Annotated in this window: 21 protein-coding genes; 17 read left to right on the top strand and 4 right to left on the bottom strand. The window is 68.2% G+C overall.

Going from position 1 to position 16,835, the window contains the following annotated elements; translation table 11 throughout:
* Positions 1-7: 7 nt before the first annotated feature.
* The 3 genes from tolQ to AC3WRC_RS05495 are packed head-to-tail and all read left to right on the top strand — an operon-like array spanning position 8 to position 2,094.
* A complete protein-coding gene (tolQ, locus tag AC3WRC_RS05505) occupies positions 8-760 on the top strand; it encodes a protein TolQ (RefSeq protein WP_055753946.1) in 753 nt (250 codons plus the stop codon).
* A gap of 3 nt (positions 761-763) precedes the next feature.
* Positions 764-1,216 (top strand): ExbD/TolR family protein, encoded by a 453-nt coding sequence (locus tag AC3WRC_RS05500; protein WP_066554427.1) that lies wholly within the window; start codon positions 764-766, stop codon positions 1,214-1,216.
* Between the two features lie 5 nt (positions 1,217-1,221).
* On the top strand, positions 1,222-2,094 hold the full coding sequence (locus AC3WRC_RS05495; protein WP_492303170.1) for a hypothetical protein: 873 nt from the start codon (positions 1,222-1,224) through the stop codon (positions 2,092-2,094).
* A 3-nt stretch (positions 2,095-2,097) separates the two neighbouring features.
* Here the strand turns inward: AC3WRC_RS05495 and AC3WRC_RS05490 are convergent, their stop codons facing one another.
* The gene (locus AC3WRC_RS05490) at positions 2,098-2,532 is read right to left on the bottom strand and encodes a TA system VapC family ribonuclease toxin (RefSeq protein ID WP_492303169.1); all 435 of its coding nucleotides are present in this window, start codon (positions 2,530-2,532) and stop codon (positions 2,098-2,100) included.
* Positions 2,529-2,762 (bottom strand): hypothetical protein, encoded by a 234-nt coding sequence (locus AC3WRC_RS05485; protein WP_017506756.1) that lies wholly within the window; start codon positions 2,760-2,762, stop codon positions 2,529-2,531. The genes AC3WRC_RS05490 and AC3WRC_RS05485 overlap by 4 nt, the downstream gene beginning before the upstream one ends.
* Positions 2,763-2,903: 141 nt before the next feature.
* Between AC3WRC_RS05485 and tolB the strand changes: the two genes are divergently transcribed.
* The 9 genes from tolB (at position 2,904) to AC3WRC_RS05440 (ending at position 12,820) form a co-directional block, all read left to right on the top strand.
* Positions 2,904-4,268, top strand: a complete 1,365-nt coding sequence (tolB, locus tag AC3WRC_RS05480) for a Tol-Pal system beta propeller repeat protein TolB (protein ID WP_112861281.1) — start codon at positions 2,904-2,906, stop codon at positions 4,266-4,268.
* A gap of 140 nt (positions 4,269-4,408) precedes the next feature.
* Positions 4,409-4,972: a peptidoglycan-associated lipoprotein Pal gene (pal, locus tag AC3WRC_RS05475; RefSeq protein ID WP_039246161.1), complete on the top strand. Its 564-nt coding sequence runs from the start codon at positions 4,409-4,411 to the stop codon at positions 4,970-4,972.
* Positions 4,973-5,099: 127 nt separating this feature from the next.
* Entirely contained in the window at positions 5,100-6,242 is a 1,143-nt protein-coding gene (locus tag AC3WRC_RS05470; RefSeq protein ID WP_492303168.1) for a DUF3667 domain-containing protein, read from the top strand.
* A gap of 41 nt (positions 6,243-6,283) precedes the next feature.
* On the top strand, positions 6,284-7,129 hold the full coding sequence (locus tag AC3WRC_RS05465; protein WP_039246159.1) for a tol-pal system YbgF family protein: 846 nt from the start codon (positions 6,284-6,286) through the stop codon (positions 7,127-7,129).
* Positions 7,120-8,376, top strand: a complete 1,257-nt coding sequence (locus tag AC3WRC_RS05460) for a PP-loop family protein (protein ID WP_492303468.1) — start codon at positions 7,120-7,122, stop codon at positions 8,374-8,376. Before AC3WRC_RS05465 ends, AC3WRC_RS05460 begins: the two co-directional genes overlap by 10 nt.
* A gap of 86 nt (positions 8,377-8,462) precedes the next feature.
* The gene (gene ftsH / locus AC3WRC_RS05455) at positions 8,463-10,418 is read left to right on the top strand and encodes an ATP-dependent zinc metalloprotease FtsH (RefSeq protein WP_055753954.1); all 1,956 of its coding nucleotides are present in this window, start codon (positions 8,463-8,465) and stop codon (positions 10,416-10,418) included.
* Between the two features lie 166 nt (positions 10,419-10,584).
* Complete coding sequence (locus AC3WRC_RS05450) at positions 10,585-11,802, top strand: acyltransferase family protein (RefSeq protein ID WP_492303167.1); 1,218 nt, start codon at positions 10,585-10,587, stop codon at positions 11,800-11,802.
* Positions 11,803-11,866: 64 nt separating this feature from the next.
* Positions 11,867-12,520: a hypothetical protein gene (locus tag AC3WRC_RS05445; RefSeq protein ID WP_492303166.1), complete on the top strand. Its 654-nt coding sequence runs from the start codon at positions 11,867-11,869 to the stop codon at positions 12,518-12,520.
* A gap of 3 nt (positions 12,521-12,523) precedes the next feature.
* On the top strand, positions 12,524-12,820 hold the full coding sequence (locus tag AC3WRC_RS05440; RefSeq protein ID WP_492303165.1) for a winged helix-turn-helix domain-containing protein: 297 nt from the start codon (positions 12,524-12,526) through the stop codon (positions 12,818-12,820).
* Here AC3WRC_RS05440 and AC3WRC_RS05435 read toward each other — a convergent pair.
* On the bottom strand, positions 12,817-13,230 hold the full coding sequence (locus AC3WRC_RS05435) for a GreA/GreB family elongation factor (protein ID WP_492303164.1): 414 nt from the start codon (positions 13,228-13,230) through the stop codon (positions 12,817-12,819). The genes AC3WRC_RS05440 and AC3WRC_RS05435 overlap by 4 nt on opposite strands.
* Before the next feature lie 202 nt (positions 13,231-13,432).
* Here AC3WRC_RS05435 and folP point away from each other — a divergent pair, with 202 nt between their 5' ends.
* The 5 genes from folP (at position 13,433) to AC3WRC_RS05410 (ending at position 16,445) form a co-directional block, all read left to right on the top strand.
* Positions 13,433-14,269 (top strand): dihydropteroate synthase, encoded by an 837-nt coding sequence (gene folP / locus AC3WRC_RS05430; RefSeq protein WP_492303163.1) that lies wholly within the window; start codon positions 13,433-13,435, stop codon positions 14,267-14,269.
* Between the two features lie 63 nt (positions 14,270-14,332).
* Positions 14,333-14,689: a DMT family protein gene (locus tag AC3WRC_RS05425; protein WP_492303162.1), complete on the top strand. Its 357-nt coding sequence runs from the start codon at positions 14,333-14,335 to the stop codon at positions 14,687-14,689.
* A 42-nt stretch (positions 14,690-14,731) separates the two neighbouring features.
* On the top strand, positions 14,732-15,076 hold the full coding sequence (locus AC3WRC_RS05420; protein WP_492303161.1) for a DMT family transporter: 345 nt from the start codon (positions 14,732-14,734) through the stop codon (positions 15,074-15,076).
* Positions 15,073-15,873, top strand: a complete 801-nt coding sequence (thiD, locus tag AC3WRC_RS05415; protein WP_492303160.1) for a bifunctional hydroxymethylpyrimidine kinase/phosphomethylpyrimidine kinase — start codon at positions 15,073-15,075, stop codon at positions 15,871-15,873. Before AC3WRC_RS05420 ends, thiD begins: the two co-directional genes overlap by 4 nt.
* Positions 15,870-16,445, top strand: a complete 576-nt coding sequence (locus tag AC3WRC_RS05410) for a nucleotidyltransferase family protein (RefSeq protein WP_492303159.1) — start codon at positions 15,870-15,872, stop codon at positions 16,443-16,445. Before thiD ends, AC3WRC_RS05410 begins: the two co-directional genes overlap by 4 nt.
* Here AC3WRC_RS05410 and AC3WRC_RS05405 read toward each other — a convergent pair.
* Positions 16,442-16,831 (bottom strand): DUF983 domain-containing protein, encoded by a 390-nt coding sequence (locus tag AC3WRC_RS05405; RefSeq protein WP_153923044.1) that lies wholly within the window; start codon positions 16,829-16,831, stop codon positions 16,442-16,444. The two genes, AC3WRC_RS05410 and AC3WRC_RS05405, sit on opposite strands and share 4 nt — an antisense overlap.
* Between the last annotated feature and the right edge of the window lie 4 nt (positions 16,832-16,835).

Genomic DNA, 16,835 nt, shown 5'->3' with positions numbered 1-16,835 from the left:
CGCCTGAATGACCACGCCTGTCGACGCCGCGATGATGAACCCGGTCGAGCTGTTCATGACCGCCGACTGGGTGGTCAAGAGCGTGATGATCGGGCTGGCGGCGGCCTCGATCTGGTCGTGGACCATCATCATCGACAAGGCGGTTCGGTTTACGGCGCTGAACAAGCGCGCCGACGAGTTCGAAAAGTCGGTTCAGTCCGGCCGGTCGCTGGAAGAGGTGGCGTCCCAGGCCGGACCCGAGCCGGACCACGCCCTGCCGCGCATGCTGGTGATCGCCCTGTCGGACTGGCGCGAGGCGCGTCAACGCGGGGCGCTGAACGAGCATCAGGGCGACCTGCTGCTGGTGCGGATCGACAAGGCGATGAACAGCCTGATCTCGCGCGAGGGGCAGCGGATCGAGAACGGCCTGGGCGTGCTGTCGGTGGTGGCCACCGCCTCGCCCTTCATCGGCCTGTTCGGCACCGTGTGGGGCATCATGAATGCGTTCGGGCGGATCGCGGCGGCGGGCAACACCAATCTGACGACGGTGGCCCCGGCCATCGCCGAAGCCTTGTTCGCCACGGCCATCGGCCTGGCGGCGGCCATCCCGGCCTATATCGCCTACAACAAGTTCTCGATCGACGCGGGCAAGTTCGTCGGCCGGCTGGAGGCCTTCGCCGACGATCTGCAGGCCGCCGTGGCGCGCCGCCTGGGCAGCCCATCGGCCCCGCCGCCTCCGCCCCCGCCGTCCAGCGACCTCAGCCTGAAGCGGGGCGTCTGAGCCATGGCCCTGGGCGGTGGTGCGAGCGGCGGCGGGCGTCGAGGGCGCAGGGGGCGTAAAGGGCCTCTGACCGAGATCAACGTCACGCCCCTGGTGGACGTGATGCTGGTGCTGCTGATCATCTTCATGATCTCGGCGCCCCTGCTCACGGTGGGCGTGCCGGTTGAGCTGCCCAAGACCGAGGCCAGCGCGGTCGAGATCAAGTCCGAACCCCTGTCGGTCAGCATCGACCAGCAGGGCGCGATCTTCGTCGGCGACAGCGAGACGGCGTTCGACGCCCTGTCCACGCGCCTGTTGACCGAGGCGGGCGGCGCCGACAAGGCGGCCGAGCGGCCGGTGTTCGTGCGGGCCGACGGGCGCGCCCCCTATCAGGCGGTGGCGCGGGTCATGGCGCGGTTGAGCGCCTCGGGCTTCACCAAGCTGAACCTGATCACCGACACGGCGCCGGAGGCCTGAATCCTTTGCGTCGGCCGAGCCCCGCCATCCTCGGATCGCTCGCCCTGCACGCCGGGGTGGTCGCGCTCGCCTTCGTGATGGTGTCGCACAAGACGGACGAGGACGAGACGCCGCTGGTCGCCTCGGTGCCGGTGACCATCGTCTCGGAGGAGGTGATCCAGGCGGCGCCGGCGGACAATCCGCAGCCCGAACCCTCGCCCGACGACGCGGCGACCGCCCCGGTGCAGCAGCCCGATCCCGTTCCGCCGACGCCCGAGCCGACGCCGCCGCAACCCCAGCCGCGCCCGACCCCGACGCCGCCGCGGCCCACGCCGCCGCGCCCGGCCCCGACGCCGACGCCGAAGCCCACGCCGACCCCGACGCCGCCGCGTCCGACGCCTCGACCCCAGCCGCCGACGCCTGCGCCGCCGACCAAGGCCCAGCCGACCCCCCGCCCGGCGACGCCCGCACCCGCCCGCCCGGCGCCCCAGCGCACCGAGCCGAGCCTGGACCTGGACGCCCTGGCCGGACCGACGCGCCCGACCAACAATCGCGGCCGCCCGGCGACGGGGCAGCAGGGGGCAGGGACGGCGTCCCAGGCCACGGGCCCGCAGATCACGGCCATCTTCAATCAGGTCTATCCGAACTGGATTCTGCCCTGCGACATCCCCGGCGCGGACCAGCTGCGCATCCAGGTCGAGCTGACCCTGTCGGCCGACGGGCGGATCACGCGCGGGCCCAGCCTGATCAACGCCCAGTCATCGAACGTCTATCGGGCCGCCGCCGACGGCGCCCTGCGCGCCCTGCGCCAGACCGCGCCGTTCGACGTGCCGCAGGGCTTCCCCGGCGGCGTCTATCGCCCGACTTTCAACACCGAACGGGCGTGCCGCAATCGGTGAGCGTCAGGCCGTTATGAGATGCAGGGCAGCCTTGCCGCCCTTCACCGCGTCGGGCGCCAGGCGTCGGTCGAACGTGGCCAGCCGCCCGCCGTTCGAGACGGCTAAGGCCAGCAGATAGGTATCCGTCAACTGGCCCGAGGTGAGCAGGCGATCCTGCGCGATCAAACGGTCGCCCAGCAGGCTGATGTCGTCGGGCCAGAACACATGGCCGGGTTGGCTCAGCAAGGAATGAAGCGCGGGCAACACCTGCGCAGGCGCGCCCGGCGAGTTCGGATATTTCGGATTGCTGAGGACTCGAAGCGCGCCGTTTTCGGTCAGCGGGCAGGTCGCCCAACCAGCCTGATGCTCATTTGCGAACCAGGCGTGGGCGGTGAGATGCTCGGTATGGGCTGGATCGATCAATGCGATCAGGACGCTGACGTCCAAAAGCGCGATCAAGGCAGCTCATCGCGCAGAGCGTTGATCTGTTCAGTCGTCACCACAGCGCCCTTGCGGTGCGGCAGGAGACGAATACCGTTGCGGAACTCGGGCGACGTGTCCGGCTTGGCCTGTGTGATCGAGCGGCGCGCGAGATCGGAAATGACTTCGCCCACAGAGGTTCGGGTCTGAACCGCGATGGCCCGTGCGGCGTTCAGCACGTCGTCGTCGATGGCGAGTGTAGTGCGCATGGCTGTAAGATAATGCATCACGCATCACGCATCAATGATCGCTCCCGTCCCGAATGTCGCCCCATTCCCCGTGAAGCTGGCGAAAATCGAACGGCCCGGCGATAAGGGGCGGCGATCCTTCGAGACTTATGGGAGCATCTGATGCGTCTGAACCTTCTTCTGGCCTCCGTGGCGGCTGTCGCGATGGCGGCTCCTCTGACGACGGCGGCGCAGACGCCTCAGCAGAACCAGCCAGTCGAGGTCGAGATCGATCAGGGCGTGCTGCGTCCCCTTCAGATCGCGGTCGTGCCGTTCGCCGGAACGCACGGGTCGGACATCTCCAATGTGGTCAGCGCCAATCTGAAGCGGTCGGGCTTCTTCGAGCCGCTGAACCCGTCCAGCTTCATCGAGACCGGCCTGACGCTCGCCAATGCGCCGAACTTTCCGCAGTGGACCCAGATCGGCGCGCAGGCGGTTCTGTATGGCGGGGTGACGACGCGGGGAGACGGGCGGCTGGACGTGGGCTTCCGCCTGTATGATCCCTACCGCCAGTGCCAGCTGGTCAGCTATCAGTTCACCGCGACCCAGGAGCAATGGCGCCGGATCGCGCACAAGATTTCCGATGTCATCTATCAGCGCATGACCGGCGAGGCCGGCTTCTTCGATTCCCGCGTGATCTTCGTGTCCGAGGAGGGCACGCAGCTGAACCGGATCAACCGCCTGACCATCGCCGACCAGGACGGGTTCAATCCGACCTATCTGACGCAGGGCGACGAGGTGATCATGTCGCCGCGCTTCTCGCTGTCGCAGCCGGACGAGATCACCTATGTGGCGCTGGGCAAGGACTACAGCCGCATCTACCTGTATAATCTGACGACGGGCCGGCGCGAGAGCCTGGGCGAGTTTGACGGTCAGGTGCTGGCGCCGCGCTTCTCCAACGACGGCAACAAGATCGCGTTTTCGATCATCCGGGGCGGCAATACCGACGTCTATGTGATGGACCTGCGCAGCCGCCAGATCACGCGCCTGACCAGCGACCCCGGTATCGACACCTCGCCGTCCTTTAGCCCGGACGGCAGCCAGATCGTCTTCACCTCGGACCGCTCGGGTTCGGCGCGCCTTTATGTCATGCGGTCGGACGGATCGGGCCAACGACCGATCTCGCGCGGCGGCGGCATCTATACCGCCCCGTCCTGGAGCCCGACCGGCAATCTGATCGCCTTCACCAAACAGGGCGGCGGCCGGTTCTCGACCGGGGTGATGAACGCCGACGGTTCGGGCGAGCGCATCCTGTCGTCCAGCTATTTCGAGGAAGGCCCGAACTGGGCGCCGAATGGCCGATACGTGATGTTTGCGCGCCAGACGCCGGGCGGGGACACGCGTCTGTGGACCGTGGACCTGTCGGGGCGCGTGGTGTCGCAGGCGGGCTATAACGGGCGCGGGACCGACCCGGCCTGGTCGCCGCTGCTGGACCGCGGCCCGAGCAATCTGGGCGTGAACCAGGGCGCCGACAGCTGCCCCGCCTAGACGCCGCACCGACACCGTCGGAGCCTTAAAGCTCAACTGTGCGTTATCGCCTCTAGCGTCGAAAAATCGCCCGAGGCAGACAGTAAAGCCAAGCTTGAGGCCCGCCCCTTGCCAGAAACGATACGTCAGGAGACGACCCCATGAAGACTTCCCGCATTCTCAAACTGGCGATGGTCGGCTGCGCCGTCGCCGCCATGGCCGCCTGCACCCGAAAGCCCCCGGTCGAGACCGGCGTGCCCGGTCCGAACGACGGGACGACGCAACCGACGGGTCCGGCCTATCCGACCGCGCCGACCGGTCCGGTAACCGGCGGAAACATGGGTTCGGCCGCGCCGGGCACCGAACAGGACTTCGTCGTCAACGTTGGCGACCGCATCTACTTTGACCTGGACTCCTATGAGGTCCGTCCTGAGGCCATGCCGCGCCTGGACGCCCAGGCTCAGTGGCTGCAGCGCTATCCGTCCGTGACGGTCCGCATCGAAGGCAACGCCGACGAACGCGGTACGCGTGAATACAATCTGGCGCTGGGCGCCCGCCGTGCGGAATCGGTGCGCACCTATCTGATCAACCGGGGCATTCCGGCCGGCCGGATCGACACCATCAGCTTCGGCAAGGAGCGGCCGATCGCGGAGGGTTCGAACGAGGACGCCTTCGCCCGCAACCGCAACGCCCACACCGCCATCGTCTCGGGCGCGCCGCGCTGACGACCGGCTGATCGGCTGATCTGAAGGAGGCGCCGGCCGCAGGGTCGGCGCCTCTTTTCGCTTCCGCGCTTGTCCTGACGCCGGGCGGGCGGCAGATACGTCGTCACAGGGATCGGGGGATCAGCGAATGGATATCGAAGGGGCGGGCGCCGTCGTCACGGCCGGACTGGTCGCAGGCGCGATTGAAAAGCCGACGGGCAAGGCCGGCGAGGCCCACGCCCACGGCGTCTGTTCCGACTGCGGGGCCGACACCAGCGGAAACTTCTGCGCCAACTGCGGCCAGCCGACCCATGTCCATCGCAGCCTGCTGCACCTGGGCGAAGAGTTGCTGCACGGGGTCATGCATTTCGACGCCCGGATCTGGCGCACCCTGCCGCTGCTGTGGGTGAACCCCGGAAAGCTGACGCGCGAGTGGGTCGAGGGCAAACGCACGCGCTTCGTCTCGCCGCTGGCGATCTTCCTGTTCACCCTGTTCGTGATGTTCTTCGCGCTCAGCTTCATGCCGCATCCGGAATCCAGGACCGGCGAGGCGGCGGAGATGAGCGAACGGATCGCGTCTCAGCGCGTCGGCCTGGCCGAGGCCGAAAAGGCCCTGGTCCAGATGCGGGCCGAAAGCGGCGCCCAGCCGGACCCGACGATGCAGATGGCGATCAACGCCGGACAAAAGCTGGTCGACGACCGCCGCGCGGCCCTGGCCCGGCTGGAGATCGAGCAGCGCGACGGCCGCGCCGACGGTCTGAAGCCCGGCAGCTGGCAGGCCAGCATCAAGGACATGGCGACCGGCGAGAGCGGCGAGACCAAGTTGAAGGTCATGGGCAAGGACGCCGAGAAGGAAGGCCACGGCGTCGGCGCCACCGTGCTGAAGAAGCTGCAGAACCCGGACCTGGCGCTCTATAAGTTGCAGCAGACGATGTACAAGTTCGCCTTCCTTCTGGTGCCCTTGTCCATCCCGTTCGTGGCCCTGCTGTTCCTGTGGAAGCGCGGCTTCACCCTGTACGACCACGGGGTGTTCGTTCTGTATTCGCTGACCTTCATGGCCATGCTGCTGATGCTGATGGTGCTGTCGGCGACGATCGCCGGGTGGCTGGGCGGCATCGTCATTCCGCTGGGGCTGCTGGCCGTTCCCGTTCATGTGTTCGCCCAGATGAAGGGCGCCTATTCGCTGTCCTGGTTCTCGGCCCTGTGGCGGACGATCGCGCTGTTGGTGTTCTGCAACATCGTGGTCGGCCTGTTCGTCACGGCCATCGTCTATCTGGGTCTCGGCCACTAGCTCGGCCTTGCGGCGGCCCCAAATCGGTGAAAGCTAGACGCATGACCAAGCTCTCGATATCTCGCGTTCATCTCCTCGCCGCCGCCGCCCTTGGGGTTGTCCTGATCGGAGGCGGCGCGGTCGCCCAGCAGGCCCAGCCCAACATCATGGAGCGGACCGAGTGGGACAATCGCCGCCTGGACCAGCTGGACCGCAATGTGCGCCGTCTGGAGCGGGCGCTGACCCAGAGGAACGCCGTCGGCCAGCCCGTTCTGGTCGAGCCGGACCCCGAGGTGGTGACGCTGCAGGGGCAGTTCGCCCTGATGGACCGACGCCTGGGCGACCTGGAGGCCACGGTGCGCCGGATCAACGGCGACAACGAGCGGCTGACCTTCCAGCTGGACGAGGCCACCCGCGAGAACGAGACGCTGAAGACGCGTCTGGCCGACGCCGAGGGCCGGTTGCAGAAGCTGGAAACCCAGGCCGAACTGAATGCGCCGATCGAGGCGACTTCGCCCACCGGCGATGCGACCCGCGACCTGGCGGCGGCGGTGGCCCTGTTGGCGACCGACAAGCCGCGCGGCGAGCGGGCGCTGGAAACGGTGATCGCGGCCTGGCCCGATACGCCGCAGTCGCGTGAGGCCAACTCGCGCCTGGGCGACCTGCGGGTGGCGGCGAACGACAAGGCTGGGGCGGTGCCCTATTACGCCGCCGCGCTGAAGGACTGGCCGCGCATTGGTTGGGCGGCGGATACGACGCTGAAACTGGCCGACGCCCTGTTCGCGACGCAGAGGAAGCCGCAAGGGTGCGCGGCCCTGGCTGAGTTCACGCGCCGCTATGCGCCCGCCGCCTCTGATCCGCAGAAGGCGCGGGCGGCCCAGCTGAAGACGACGGGTTCCTGCGCCTGACGCCCAGCCCAGCGATTGGGGACGATCTGACGGCGCGAGCATTCGCGCGGCTGGATGCGCGACTGACGCGGGACACGGGCCGGCCGCTGGCGCTGGCCCTGTCGGGAGGCGGAGATTCCATCGCCCTGTTGCGGCTGACGACAGACTGGGCGCGGACGCGCGGGCGTTCGGTGCTGGCCCTGACCGTCGATCATCGGCTGAATGCGGACAGCGGCCGCTGGACCGACTTTGCGGCCGGGGCGGCGCGGGACGCCGGAGCCGACTGGCGCGGGTTGAGTTGGGGCGGAGACAAGCCCGCGACCGGGCTGACGGCGGCGGCGCGGGCGGCTCGGCATGGTTTGATTGCGGATGCGGCGCGCGAGGCGGGGGCATCGGTCGTCCTGTTCGCCCAAACCGCCGACGACATCGCCGAGGCCGATCTGATGCGCAGCGAAGGCTCGACGCTGGGACGGGTGCGCGAATGGTCGCCGTCGCCGGCCTGGCCCGAGGGTCGAGGCCTGATGCTGTTGCGGCCGCTGCTGGGCGAGCGGCGGGCGGGGTTGCGGGACTGGCTGGCGGGGCAAGGGGCGGACTGGATCGAGGACCCGGCCAATGCCGATCCCCGTTTCGGCCGCAGCCGGGCGCGGCAGGCGCTGGCGGGCGCGACGCCCCGGTTGATCGATCAGGCGCCGTCGAAAACCGGGGCGCGGCCGATGATCGAGGGCGAGGCCATGGTGCGTGTGGACCGGGACGTGGGCGCGCGGGCGCTGGCGGCGGCTCTGGTCTGCGTCGGCGGCGGATCGACGCCGCCCCGGGGTGCGCGGTTGGAAGCCCTGATGGCGCGGCTGAAGGCGGGTGAGGATTTCGCGGCGACCCTGTGCGGGGCGCGCATCGAGGCTGTCGGCGCGACGGCGCGGCTGATGCGCGAGGCCGGCGAGCTGCGCAGACGAGACATTTCGCCGCTGGCGCTGACGCCCGGCGTCGAGACGGTTTGGGACGGGCGGTTCGTCTTCTGCGCCGATCGTCCCGGCTGGTCTGTGGTTTCGGCGAGGGGGCGGTTGGCCAGCCTGTCGGACGCCGACAGGGCCGAGATCAATCGGCTGCCGGCGGCGACGCGCGGGGCCTGGCCTGTGTTGATCAGGGACGACGCGGCGGCCCCGGTTCTTGCAGGCGAAGGGGTCGAACGGCGCGGCCTTGTCGCGGAACGGCTCAGGCTGGCGCTGGACGAAACGACGCACGAAGACGACCTGATTTCCGCCACCCGATAGCGTAACGCTGATTAAGCCCCTATTTTCCCAGACAGACACATCCAGACCGTCGATCCCACCGGGGTCGCGGACGACCGAGGACCTCAATGAACCTGCGTAATCTGGCGATCACCGGCGTGATCATTCTGGCGTTGCTGGCGGGCTATGCGGCGCTGTCGCAGGGCGGCGCCATGAACGGCGTGACGGGCCAGCCGGCCGGCAAGCCCGAGGCCATCAGCTATTCCCAGCTGGTGCAGCGCGTGAACGCGGGCGAGGTCAAACAGGTGACCATCCGCCTGGACAAGGTGAACGGCGAGCTGAAGAACGGCGAACGCTTCACCTCCACCACCGTCTATCCGAACGAACAGCTGGTGGCCCAGATGCTGGCCGCCAACGTCGAGATCGACGCCAAGTCGGGCGGCCAGTCGATCTGGATGAGCCTGCTGCTGGGCATCCTGCCGATCGCGCTGCTGATCGGGGTGTGGATCTTCTTCATGCGCCAGATGCAGGGCGGGGCGAAGGGCGCCATGGGCTTCGGCAAGTCCAAGGCCAAGCTGCTGACCGAGCACAAGGGACGTAAGACCTTCGACGACGTCGCCGGCGTGGACGAGGCCAAGGACGAACTGCAGGAGGTGGTCGACTTCCTGAAGGATCCGGGCAAGTTCCAGCGTCTGGGCGGCAAGATCCCCAAGGGCGCCCTGCTGGTCGGCCCTCCCGGCACCGGCAAGACGCTGCTGGCGCGCGCGGTCGCGGGCGAGGCGGGCGTGCCCTTCTTCTCGATCTCGGGTTCGGACTTCGTCGAGATGTTCGTCGGCGTCGGCGCCAGCCGCGTGCGCGACATGTTCGAACAGGCCAAGAAGAATGCGCCCTGCATCATCTTCATCGACGAAATCGACGCTGTCGGTCGCCACCGCGGCGCGGGTCTCGGCGGCGGCAATGACGAGCGCGAACAGACGCTGAACCAGCTGCTGGTCGAGATGGACGGCTTCGAGGCGTCCGAGAACATCATCCTGATCGCCGCGACCAACCGTCCCGACGTGCTGGACCCGGCCCTGCTGCGTCCCGGCCGGTTCGACCGTCAGGTGGTGGTGCCGAACCCCGACGTCTCCGGCCGCGAACGCATCCTGCGCGTCCACATGAAGGATGTGCCCCTGGCCGCCGACGTCAACGTCAAGACGATCGCGCGCGGCACGCCCGGCTTCTCGGGCGCCGACCTGGCCAATCTGGTCAACGAGGCGGCCCTGACGGCGGCGCGCAAGGACCGTCGCATGGTCACCCACCGCGACTTCGAAGACGCCAAGGACAAGGTGCTGATGGGCTCGGAACGTCGCTCTATGGCGATGAACGAGGAAGAAAAGCGCCTGACCGCCTATCACGAGGCCGGTCACGCCATCGTCGCCATGAACGTCAAGATGGCCGACCCGGTGCACAAGGCGACCATCGTCCCGCGCGGCCGGGCGCTGGGCATGGTGATGCAGTTGCCGGAAGGCGACCGCTATTCGATGAAGTATCAGCAGATGATCGACCGGATCGCCATCATGGCGGGCGGTCGCGTCGCCGAGGAACTGATCTTCGGGCCGGAAAACATCACCTCGGGCGCCAGCTCGGATATCGAACAGGCGACCAAGCTGGCCCGCGCCATGGTCACCCGCTGGGGCTTCTCGGATAAGCTGGGCACGGTGGCCTACGGCGAGAACCAGGAAGAGGTCTTCCTGGGCCACTCGGTCGCCCGCAGCCAGAACATCTCCGAAGAGACGGCGCGCACCATCGACGAGGAAGTCCGTCGCCTGGTGACCTCGGGCTGGGACGAGGCGCGCACGATCCTGACGACCAAGGCCGAGGACCACGAGAAACTGTCTCAGGCCCTGCTGGAATACGAGACCCTGTCGGGTGAGGAGATCAAGGATCTGCTGGAGAAGGGCGTCGCGCCGAACCGTGACGAGAACAACTTCCCCAACGCCGGGCCTTCGGTCTCGGTGCCGGTGACGCCGGTGTCGGACGGCACGGACATCGAGGTCCCGGTCGCCGCGCCGGCCGCGACCAGCGTGCCGACGGTCCACTAAACCCAGGCCTGATCTGAAGACGAACCCGCCGGGAGAGCGATCTCCCGGCGGGTTTTTTCTTTGGGCGTCTGGCTGACCCACTGCCCACACAAAGCATTGTGACGAACAAGTTTGAAATTCAAACCTGTCTGTGAGATATGGCTGTCTCAATTGTGGGAGGGACGTCATGTTGATATCGCGAACAGAGCAGGTGGAGCGCCTGCACGGGCTGGATGCGTTGCGCGCTGGGGCGCTGCTGCTGGGGGTGGTGCTTCACGCCAGCCTGTCCTTCTTTCCGCAGCAGATCTGGATCGTGGCGGACGACAGCCGGTCGATCGGAGCCGCCTGGCTGTTCTTCGCCATCCATCTGTTTCGCATGACGGCCTTCTTCCTCATCGCGGGCTTGTTCGCCCATAGGATGCTGGCGCGGCGGGGCTGGATCGCCTTCGCCAAGGATCGGGTGGTGCGGATCGCCGGGCCGCTGGCGGTCTTCTGGCTTCCGGTGATGGCTGGGATCGTCACGGCCCTGGTCTGGAACGCTCATGCCAATGGCCTGGTGACGCCCGGCGCGCCGCCGCCGCCTCCGCCGACCTATGACTGGACCAACTTTCCGCTGACCCACCTGTGGTTTCTATGGGTGCTGACGCTGTTCTACGCCGTCGTCCTGATCGTGCGGGCCGTGCTCGGCATGCTGGATCGCGCGGGGCGAGCGGGTCCGGTCGTGGACAGGATCACCGGCGCGCTAATCGGCCCGTGGACGCCTGCCGTGCTTGCCGCTCCGCTCGCCCTGGCGCTGTGGCTGGATCCAACGTGGATCGCCTTCTTCGCCGTGCCGACGCCGGACGCGGGCGTGATCCCGAACACCTCCGCCCTGGTTGGATTCGGCCTTGCCTTCGGCCTGGGCTTCGTGCTGGACCGGCGGAGAGATTTGTTGGGCCGTATCGCCAAGGGGTCGCCGCTGTTCCTGAGCGTGGCGTTGGTTTCGGGCGTCGCGGCCTATGTGCTGGCGGGCGGACCGAGCATCGCGCCGATGGGCGAGCCGACGGCCGGCAAGGCCCTGGCCGCCGCCGTCACGGCGGTCGCCGTCTATGCCTCGGCCTTGGCGGCCATGGGCCTGTGCCTGCGATTCGCTTCGGGCCACAGTCCGGTTCGACGCTACCTGTCCGACGCCTCCTACTGGATCTATATCGTGCATCTGCCGCTGGTCATGCTGGCCCAGGTCTGGGTGCAGGACTGGGCCGGGCCGTGGTGGGTGAAGCTGATCGGCGTGTCGGCGGGCGTCTTCGCCGTGTGCCTGGCGTCCTACGAACTGCTGATCCGTCACAGTTTCATGGGGCGGTGGCTGAATGGCCGGCGCATGCCGTGGCGCAACCGACCTGCGCCTGCCCTGGTCCCCGCCGAATAATTTGCAAACCCTTCCAGCGGCGTCCATCCGAGGGACGCGCCCGTCGCACAGGAATTACACAGCGATGTCCGACAAGTCCCGCACCGGCCCCGAGGCCGACCTGGCCTTCATGAAGGCCATTGTTCAGGGCGGCAATAATCCCAAGGCGACCCTGACGCTGGGTGTCGCCTATCTGGCGGGCGGTCTGCTCTACGGTCTGCAATGCCTGTTCCATATCGGTCAGGTGTGGGGCGTCGTGCGCTGGCCGCCGCTGGGAAATCTCAGCTTCGTGGTCGCCATCACGGTGGCCTTCCTTATCGTCCTGACCTGGGCCGTGCGTGAGGACCGCAAGACGGGCACGGCCGGCCCCATCGTCACGCGCACCCTGAATGCGGCCTTCAGCGGCGCGGGCATGGCCAATCTGGCGATCATCATCGTGTTCGGCGTGGGGGCGCGCCGCGATCAGGACTTCGCGGTCTGGCTCTACTATCCGGCGATGATCTTCGCGCTTCAGTCGGCGGCCTGGTTCGTGGCCTACAGTCTGAAGAAGAAGCCATGGATGCTGGCGACGTCGTTGGGCGGCTGGCTCACGGCGGTCGCGCTGGGCGTGCTGGTGCGCGACGCGGTGATCTATCTCTACGTCTGCACCCTCGCCCTGTTCGTGCTGTTCGCGGGGCCGGGCTGGATCATGACGCGTGCAGCGCTTAAGGCCCGCGTCGTCGATGCGGACGCCGACTGATCCATGGGACTGGACGCGCTCGGCAAGATCGACGAGGTCATCCACGGCCGGATGCGGCTGGGGATCATGGTCTATCTGGCCGACGCCGAGGCCGCCGACTTCACCGAGCTGAAGACGGTGCTGGAGGCGACGCAGGGCAATCTGTCGGTCCACATCAAGAAGCTGGAGGAAGCGGGATACGTCGCCGTGGCCAAGAGCTTCGTGAACAACAAGCCCCTGACCCGCGTGTCCATCACCCCCCCCGGCCGCAAGGCCTTCGCCGCCTATCTGGAGGCGCTGGGCGGTCTGATCGGGCGCTAGTCGCCGCCAAGGATTTCCGGATCCTCGACCATGACCGGCGTCAGGCTGCGCGCGGCGCCGGAGGGGTCGGTCCAGGCGATGGTGTGGCCCTCGGCCAGGCCGATCAGGCCCGCACCGACGTGGGACAGGACCGAAACCTTGCCCGCATCGATGTCGGCGTCTGCGGGCAGGACGATCTGGATGCGGCGCGGATCGGACGCGCGGCCGTCGATATAGTGCAGCCAACGGTTCAGGGGCACGGCGCCCTTGGGAAGGTCGCCCGCTTCACAGATGACTGCGCGCTCCAGTTCCTCCTGAAGCATTCCCGCCACGCCGTCGCCGGGCATGTCGCCGACCAGGCGCGACAGGGTGTCGTGGTCTTGGGCGCTGAGGAAGATGTCGGGGCGGACGGGCAGAGTGGATTCGATCATGGCGGGCTCGCAGATGGCATGGGACGCCGCACGCGCGTGGCGTCGTGCGGCGGCGAAGAGGAATGGGGTTCAGATCGATGCCCGGAACGGGGCGAAGGGCGCGCGGCCGTTCCGGGTCAGTCGCCTGCGACGAGGCGTCCCGCGTGGGAAAGGCGTCGAGCCTGGCTGACGAAATGCGCGATCACGGTTACAGGCTGGTCCCATGGCCCATGAAAGTCAAACCGCGCGGACGGCCGCCTTGTCGCAGGTGATGGGCATCGTCAATGTGACGCCCGACAGCTTCTCGGACGGGGGGCGATGGGCCTCGACTGAAGGCGCGATTGATCAGGCCATGCGGCTGGTCGCGGACGGGGCCGATGTGCTGGACATCGGCGGGGAGAGCACCCGGCCGGGGGCCGAGCCGGTGGGCGAGGCCGAGGAGATCGACCGGGTCGCGCCGGTCATCGCCGGCGTCCGCGCGCGGTGGGGCGGGGCGATCAGCATCGATACGATGAAGCCCGCCGTCGCGCGCGCCGCCGTCGCGGCCGGGGCGACGATGTGGAACGACGTGACGGCGCTGAGCCATGCGCCCGACAGTGCAGCGGTTGCGGCCGAACTGGGGTGCGACGTGGTGCTGATGCACATGAAGGGCGAGCCCCGGACGATGCAGTCTGACCCCCGCTATGAGGACGTGGTCGGCGAGGTGCGGGATTATCTGCGCAGCCGGGCCGAGGCGGCGATGGCGGCGGGCTTGGCGCGCGAGCGGATCTGGCTGGATCCCGGCATCGGGTTCGGCAAGACGCTGGCGCACAATCTGGCGCTGACGGCGCGGCTGCGGGCGCTGGTCGATCTGGGCTTTCCGGTGCTGTACGCCGCCAGTCGCAAGCGCACGATCCAGGCCCTCGATCCAACGGCGACCTTGGCGACCGACCGGCTGGGCGGGTCGCTGGCCTTGGCGCTGGAAGGCGCGCGGCGCGGGGCGCAGATGGTGCGGGTCCACGACGTGCGCGAGACGGTGCAGGCGCTGAAGGTCCAGGCGGCGGTGACGGCGGCGGATTGAAGGCCCGCGACGGACGGTCGCAGCCGGTGTAGAGGGCAGGTCTGCAACAGCCCTGATCTGCCCATGCCCCTGACCGCCTACATCGCCCCCATCGTCATGTTGTGCCTGTCGAACGTCTTCATGACCTTCGCCTGGTACGGTCATCTGAAGTTCGATCACAAGCCGCTGTGGATCCTGGTCATCGCCAGCTGGGGCATCGCCTTCTTCGAATACTGGCTGGCGGTGCCGGCCAACCGGGTCGGCATTCAGGTCTATTCGCCGGCCGAGCTGAAGACGATGCAGGAGGTGATCACCCTGCTGGTCTTCGCCGGCTTCTCGGTCCTGTATCTGGGCGAGAAGCTGACGGTGAACCATCTGGTCGGCTTCGCCTTCATCGCGCTTGGGGCCTTCTTCATCTTCAAGGGGCCGCTGGGCGGCTGATCGCAGCTTGCTCCGGACCGCGGCCTGTTCCATCTGGTCGCCATGTCCTGGGTGATGTCGATCAATCCGTGGGCGACGCTGGTCGTCGCCGGTCTGCTGGAGGTTCTGTGGGCCTCGGGCCTCAAGAATGTGGGCGTCAGCCGGCCGTGGACCTCGCTGGGGGTGCTGGTCGCGCTGGCGGGCAGCATGATCCTGTTGTGGGTCGCCACGCAGAAGCTGCCGATCGGCACGGCCTATGCAGTGTGGACCGGCATCGGGGCGGTGGGCGCGGCGGTGGTCGGCATCCTGGTCTATGGCGAGCCGGCGACGGCGGTCAGGGCCGTGTGCATCCTGCTGATCGTGGCGGGCTTCGTCGGGCTGAAACTGTTTTCGGGGGCGGCGGCATGAGCGCGCTTCATCAAGGACGCGTCTTGATCCTGGCGGGGTCCGACAGCGGCGGCGGCGCGGGCATCCAGGCCGACATCAAGGCCGTGACGATGATGGGCGGGTTCGCCGCCACCGCCATCACGGCCATCACGGTGCAGAACACCCTGGGCGTCCACGGCGTTCATCCGCTGCCGCTGGATCTGATCGCGGCCCAGGCGCGGGCGGTGCTGGACGACATCGGGACCGACGCGGTCAAGACCGGCATGCTGGGTTCGGTCGATGTGGTCGAGACGGTCGCGGCCCTGCTGGACGAGGCCGACGCCCCGGCCGTGGTCGATCCCGTCATGGTGGCCAAGGGCGGGCACCCGCTGTTGCCGGATGCGGCGGTCGAAGCGGTGAAGCGGCTGATGATCCCGCGCGCGGCCCTGCTGACGCCCAATGCGCCCGAGGCCGAGGCCCTGACGGGCTTTGCGGTCCACGACCTGGACGGCCAGAGGCGGGCGGGCGAGGCCTTGCTGGCCATGGGGGCGCGGGCGGTGCTGATGAAGGGCGGCCATGTGTCGGGGCCGACGGTGATCGACCTACTGATGACTGCAGACGGCGAGACGGTGCTGGAGGCTGAACGGGTAGACACCCGCCACACCCACGGCACCGGCTGCACCCTGGCCAGCGCCTGTGCAGCCGGGCTGGCGATGGGGCGGCCGCTGGAGGTCGCGGTGGCCGAAGCCTGGGCCTATGTCGGCGAGGCGATCCGCCGGGCGCCGGGCCTGGGCGGCGGACACGGGCCGCTGGATCACGGCTGGCCGGTGCGGGGATGAGCGAGCTGGAGGCGGACCTGACCGCCATCGTGCGCGCCGATCCCGGTCTGATGCACGTCCTGACGACCGTCCGGGCGCTGGACCTGCCCGATTGGCGGCTGGTGTCGGGGGCGGTCTATCAGGCCGTGTGGAACGCCAGGACGGGGCGGCCGGCGGGCTATGGGGTCAAGGACTACGACCTGGCCTATTTCGATGGTTCGGACCTGTCCTACGAGGCCGAGGACGTCGTCATCAAACGCGTCGCCGCCGCCTTCGACGAACCGGTCCGCAGCCAGGTCGAGGTCCGCAACCAGGCGCGGGTGCACCTGTGGTTCCAGAACCGGTTCGGCGAACCTTATGCGCCGTTGCATTCGACGGACGAGGCGCTGGGGCGGTTCGTAGCGCCGACCTTTGCGGTCGGGGTGCGGCTGGAGGCGGACGACAGCCTCAGCATCGCCGCGCCTTTCGGGCTGGACGACGTGTTCGCGATGACGATCCGGCCCAACCCGAACCGGCCGGTGGCCAAGGGCTGGGCCAAGGCCGTCGACAGCGCGCGGGCGCGCTGGCCCGAGCTGACGGTGATCGAACCCTAGAAGGGCCCGTGCTTGCCATTCGAGGAGAACTCGGGCGGGGCGGCCTTGTGAACATATTGTTCGGCGACCAGCCAGGCCTTGAAGGGGCGCAGGCACCCCAGGCACAGGGCGACCAGGATCGGCAGGGTCACGACCAGATGCACCCAGATCGGCGGGTGGACGGTGAAGTCAAACACCATCAGCAGGATCATCCCCACCACCCCGACGGCCGTCATGACGAAGAAGGCCGGGCCGTCCGCCGGATCGGCGAAGGCGTAGCTGAGCCCGCACTGAGGACATTCGGTCTGCAGCGTCAGATAGCCCTTGAACAGCGGACCCTTGCCGCAGCGGGGGCAGCGACAGGCCAGGCCGGTCTTCAGGGTGCTGAGGCGCGGATAATCGGTCATGGAA

It is taken from the genome of Brevundimonas sp. EU05-FHT14B07 (genome assembly GCF_058790795.1).
The sequence above is the reverse complement of the archived record's forward strand: the minus strand, read 5'-3'. Positions and strand labels throughout refer to the sequence as shown.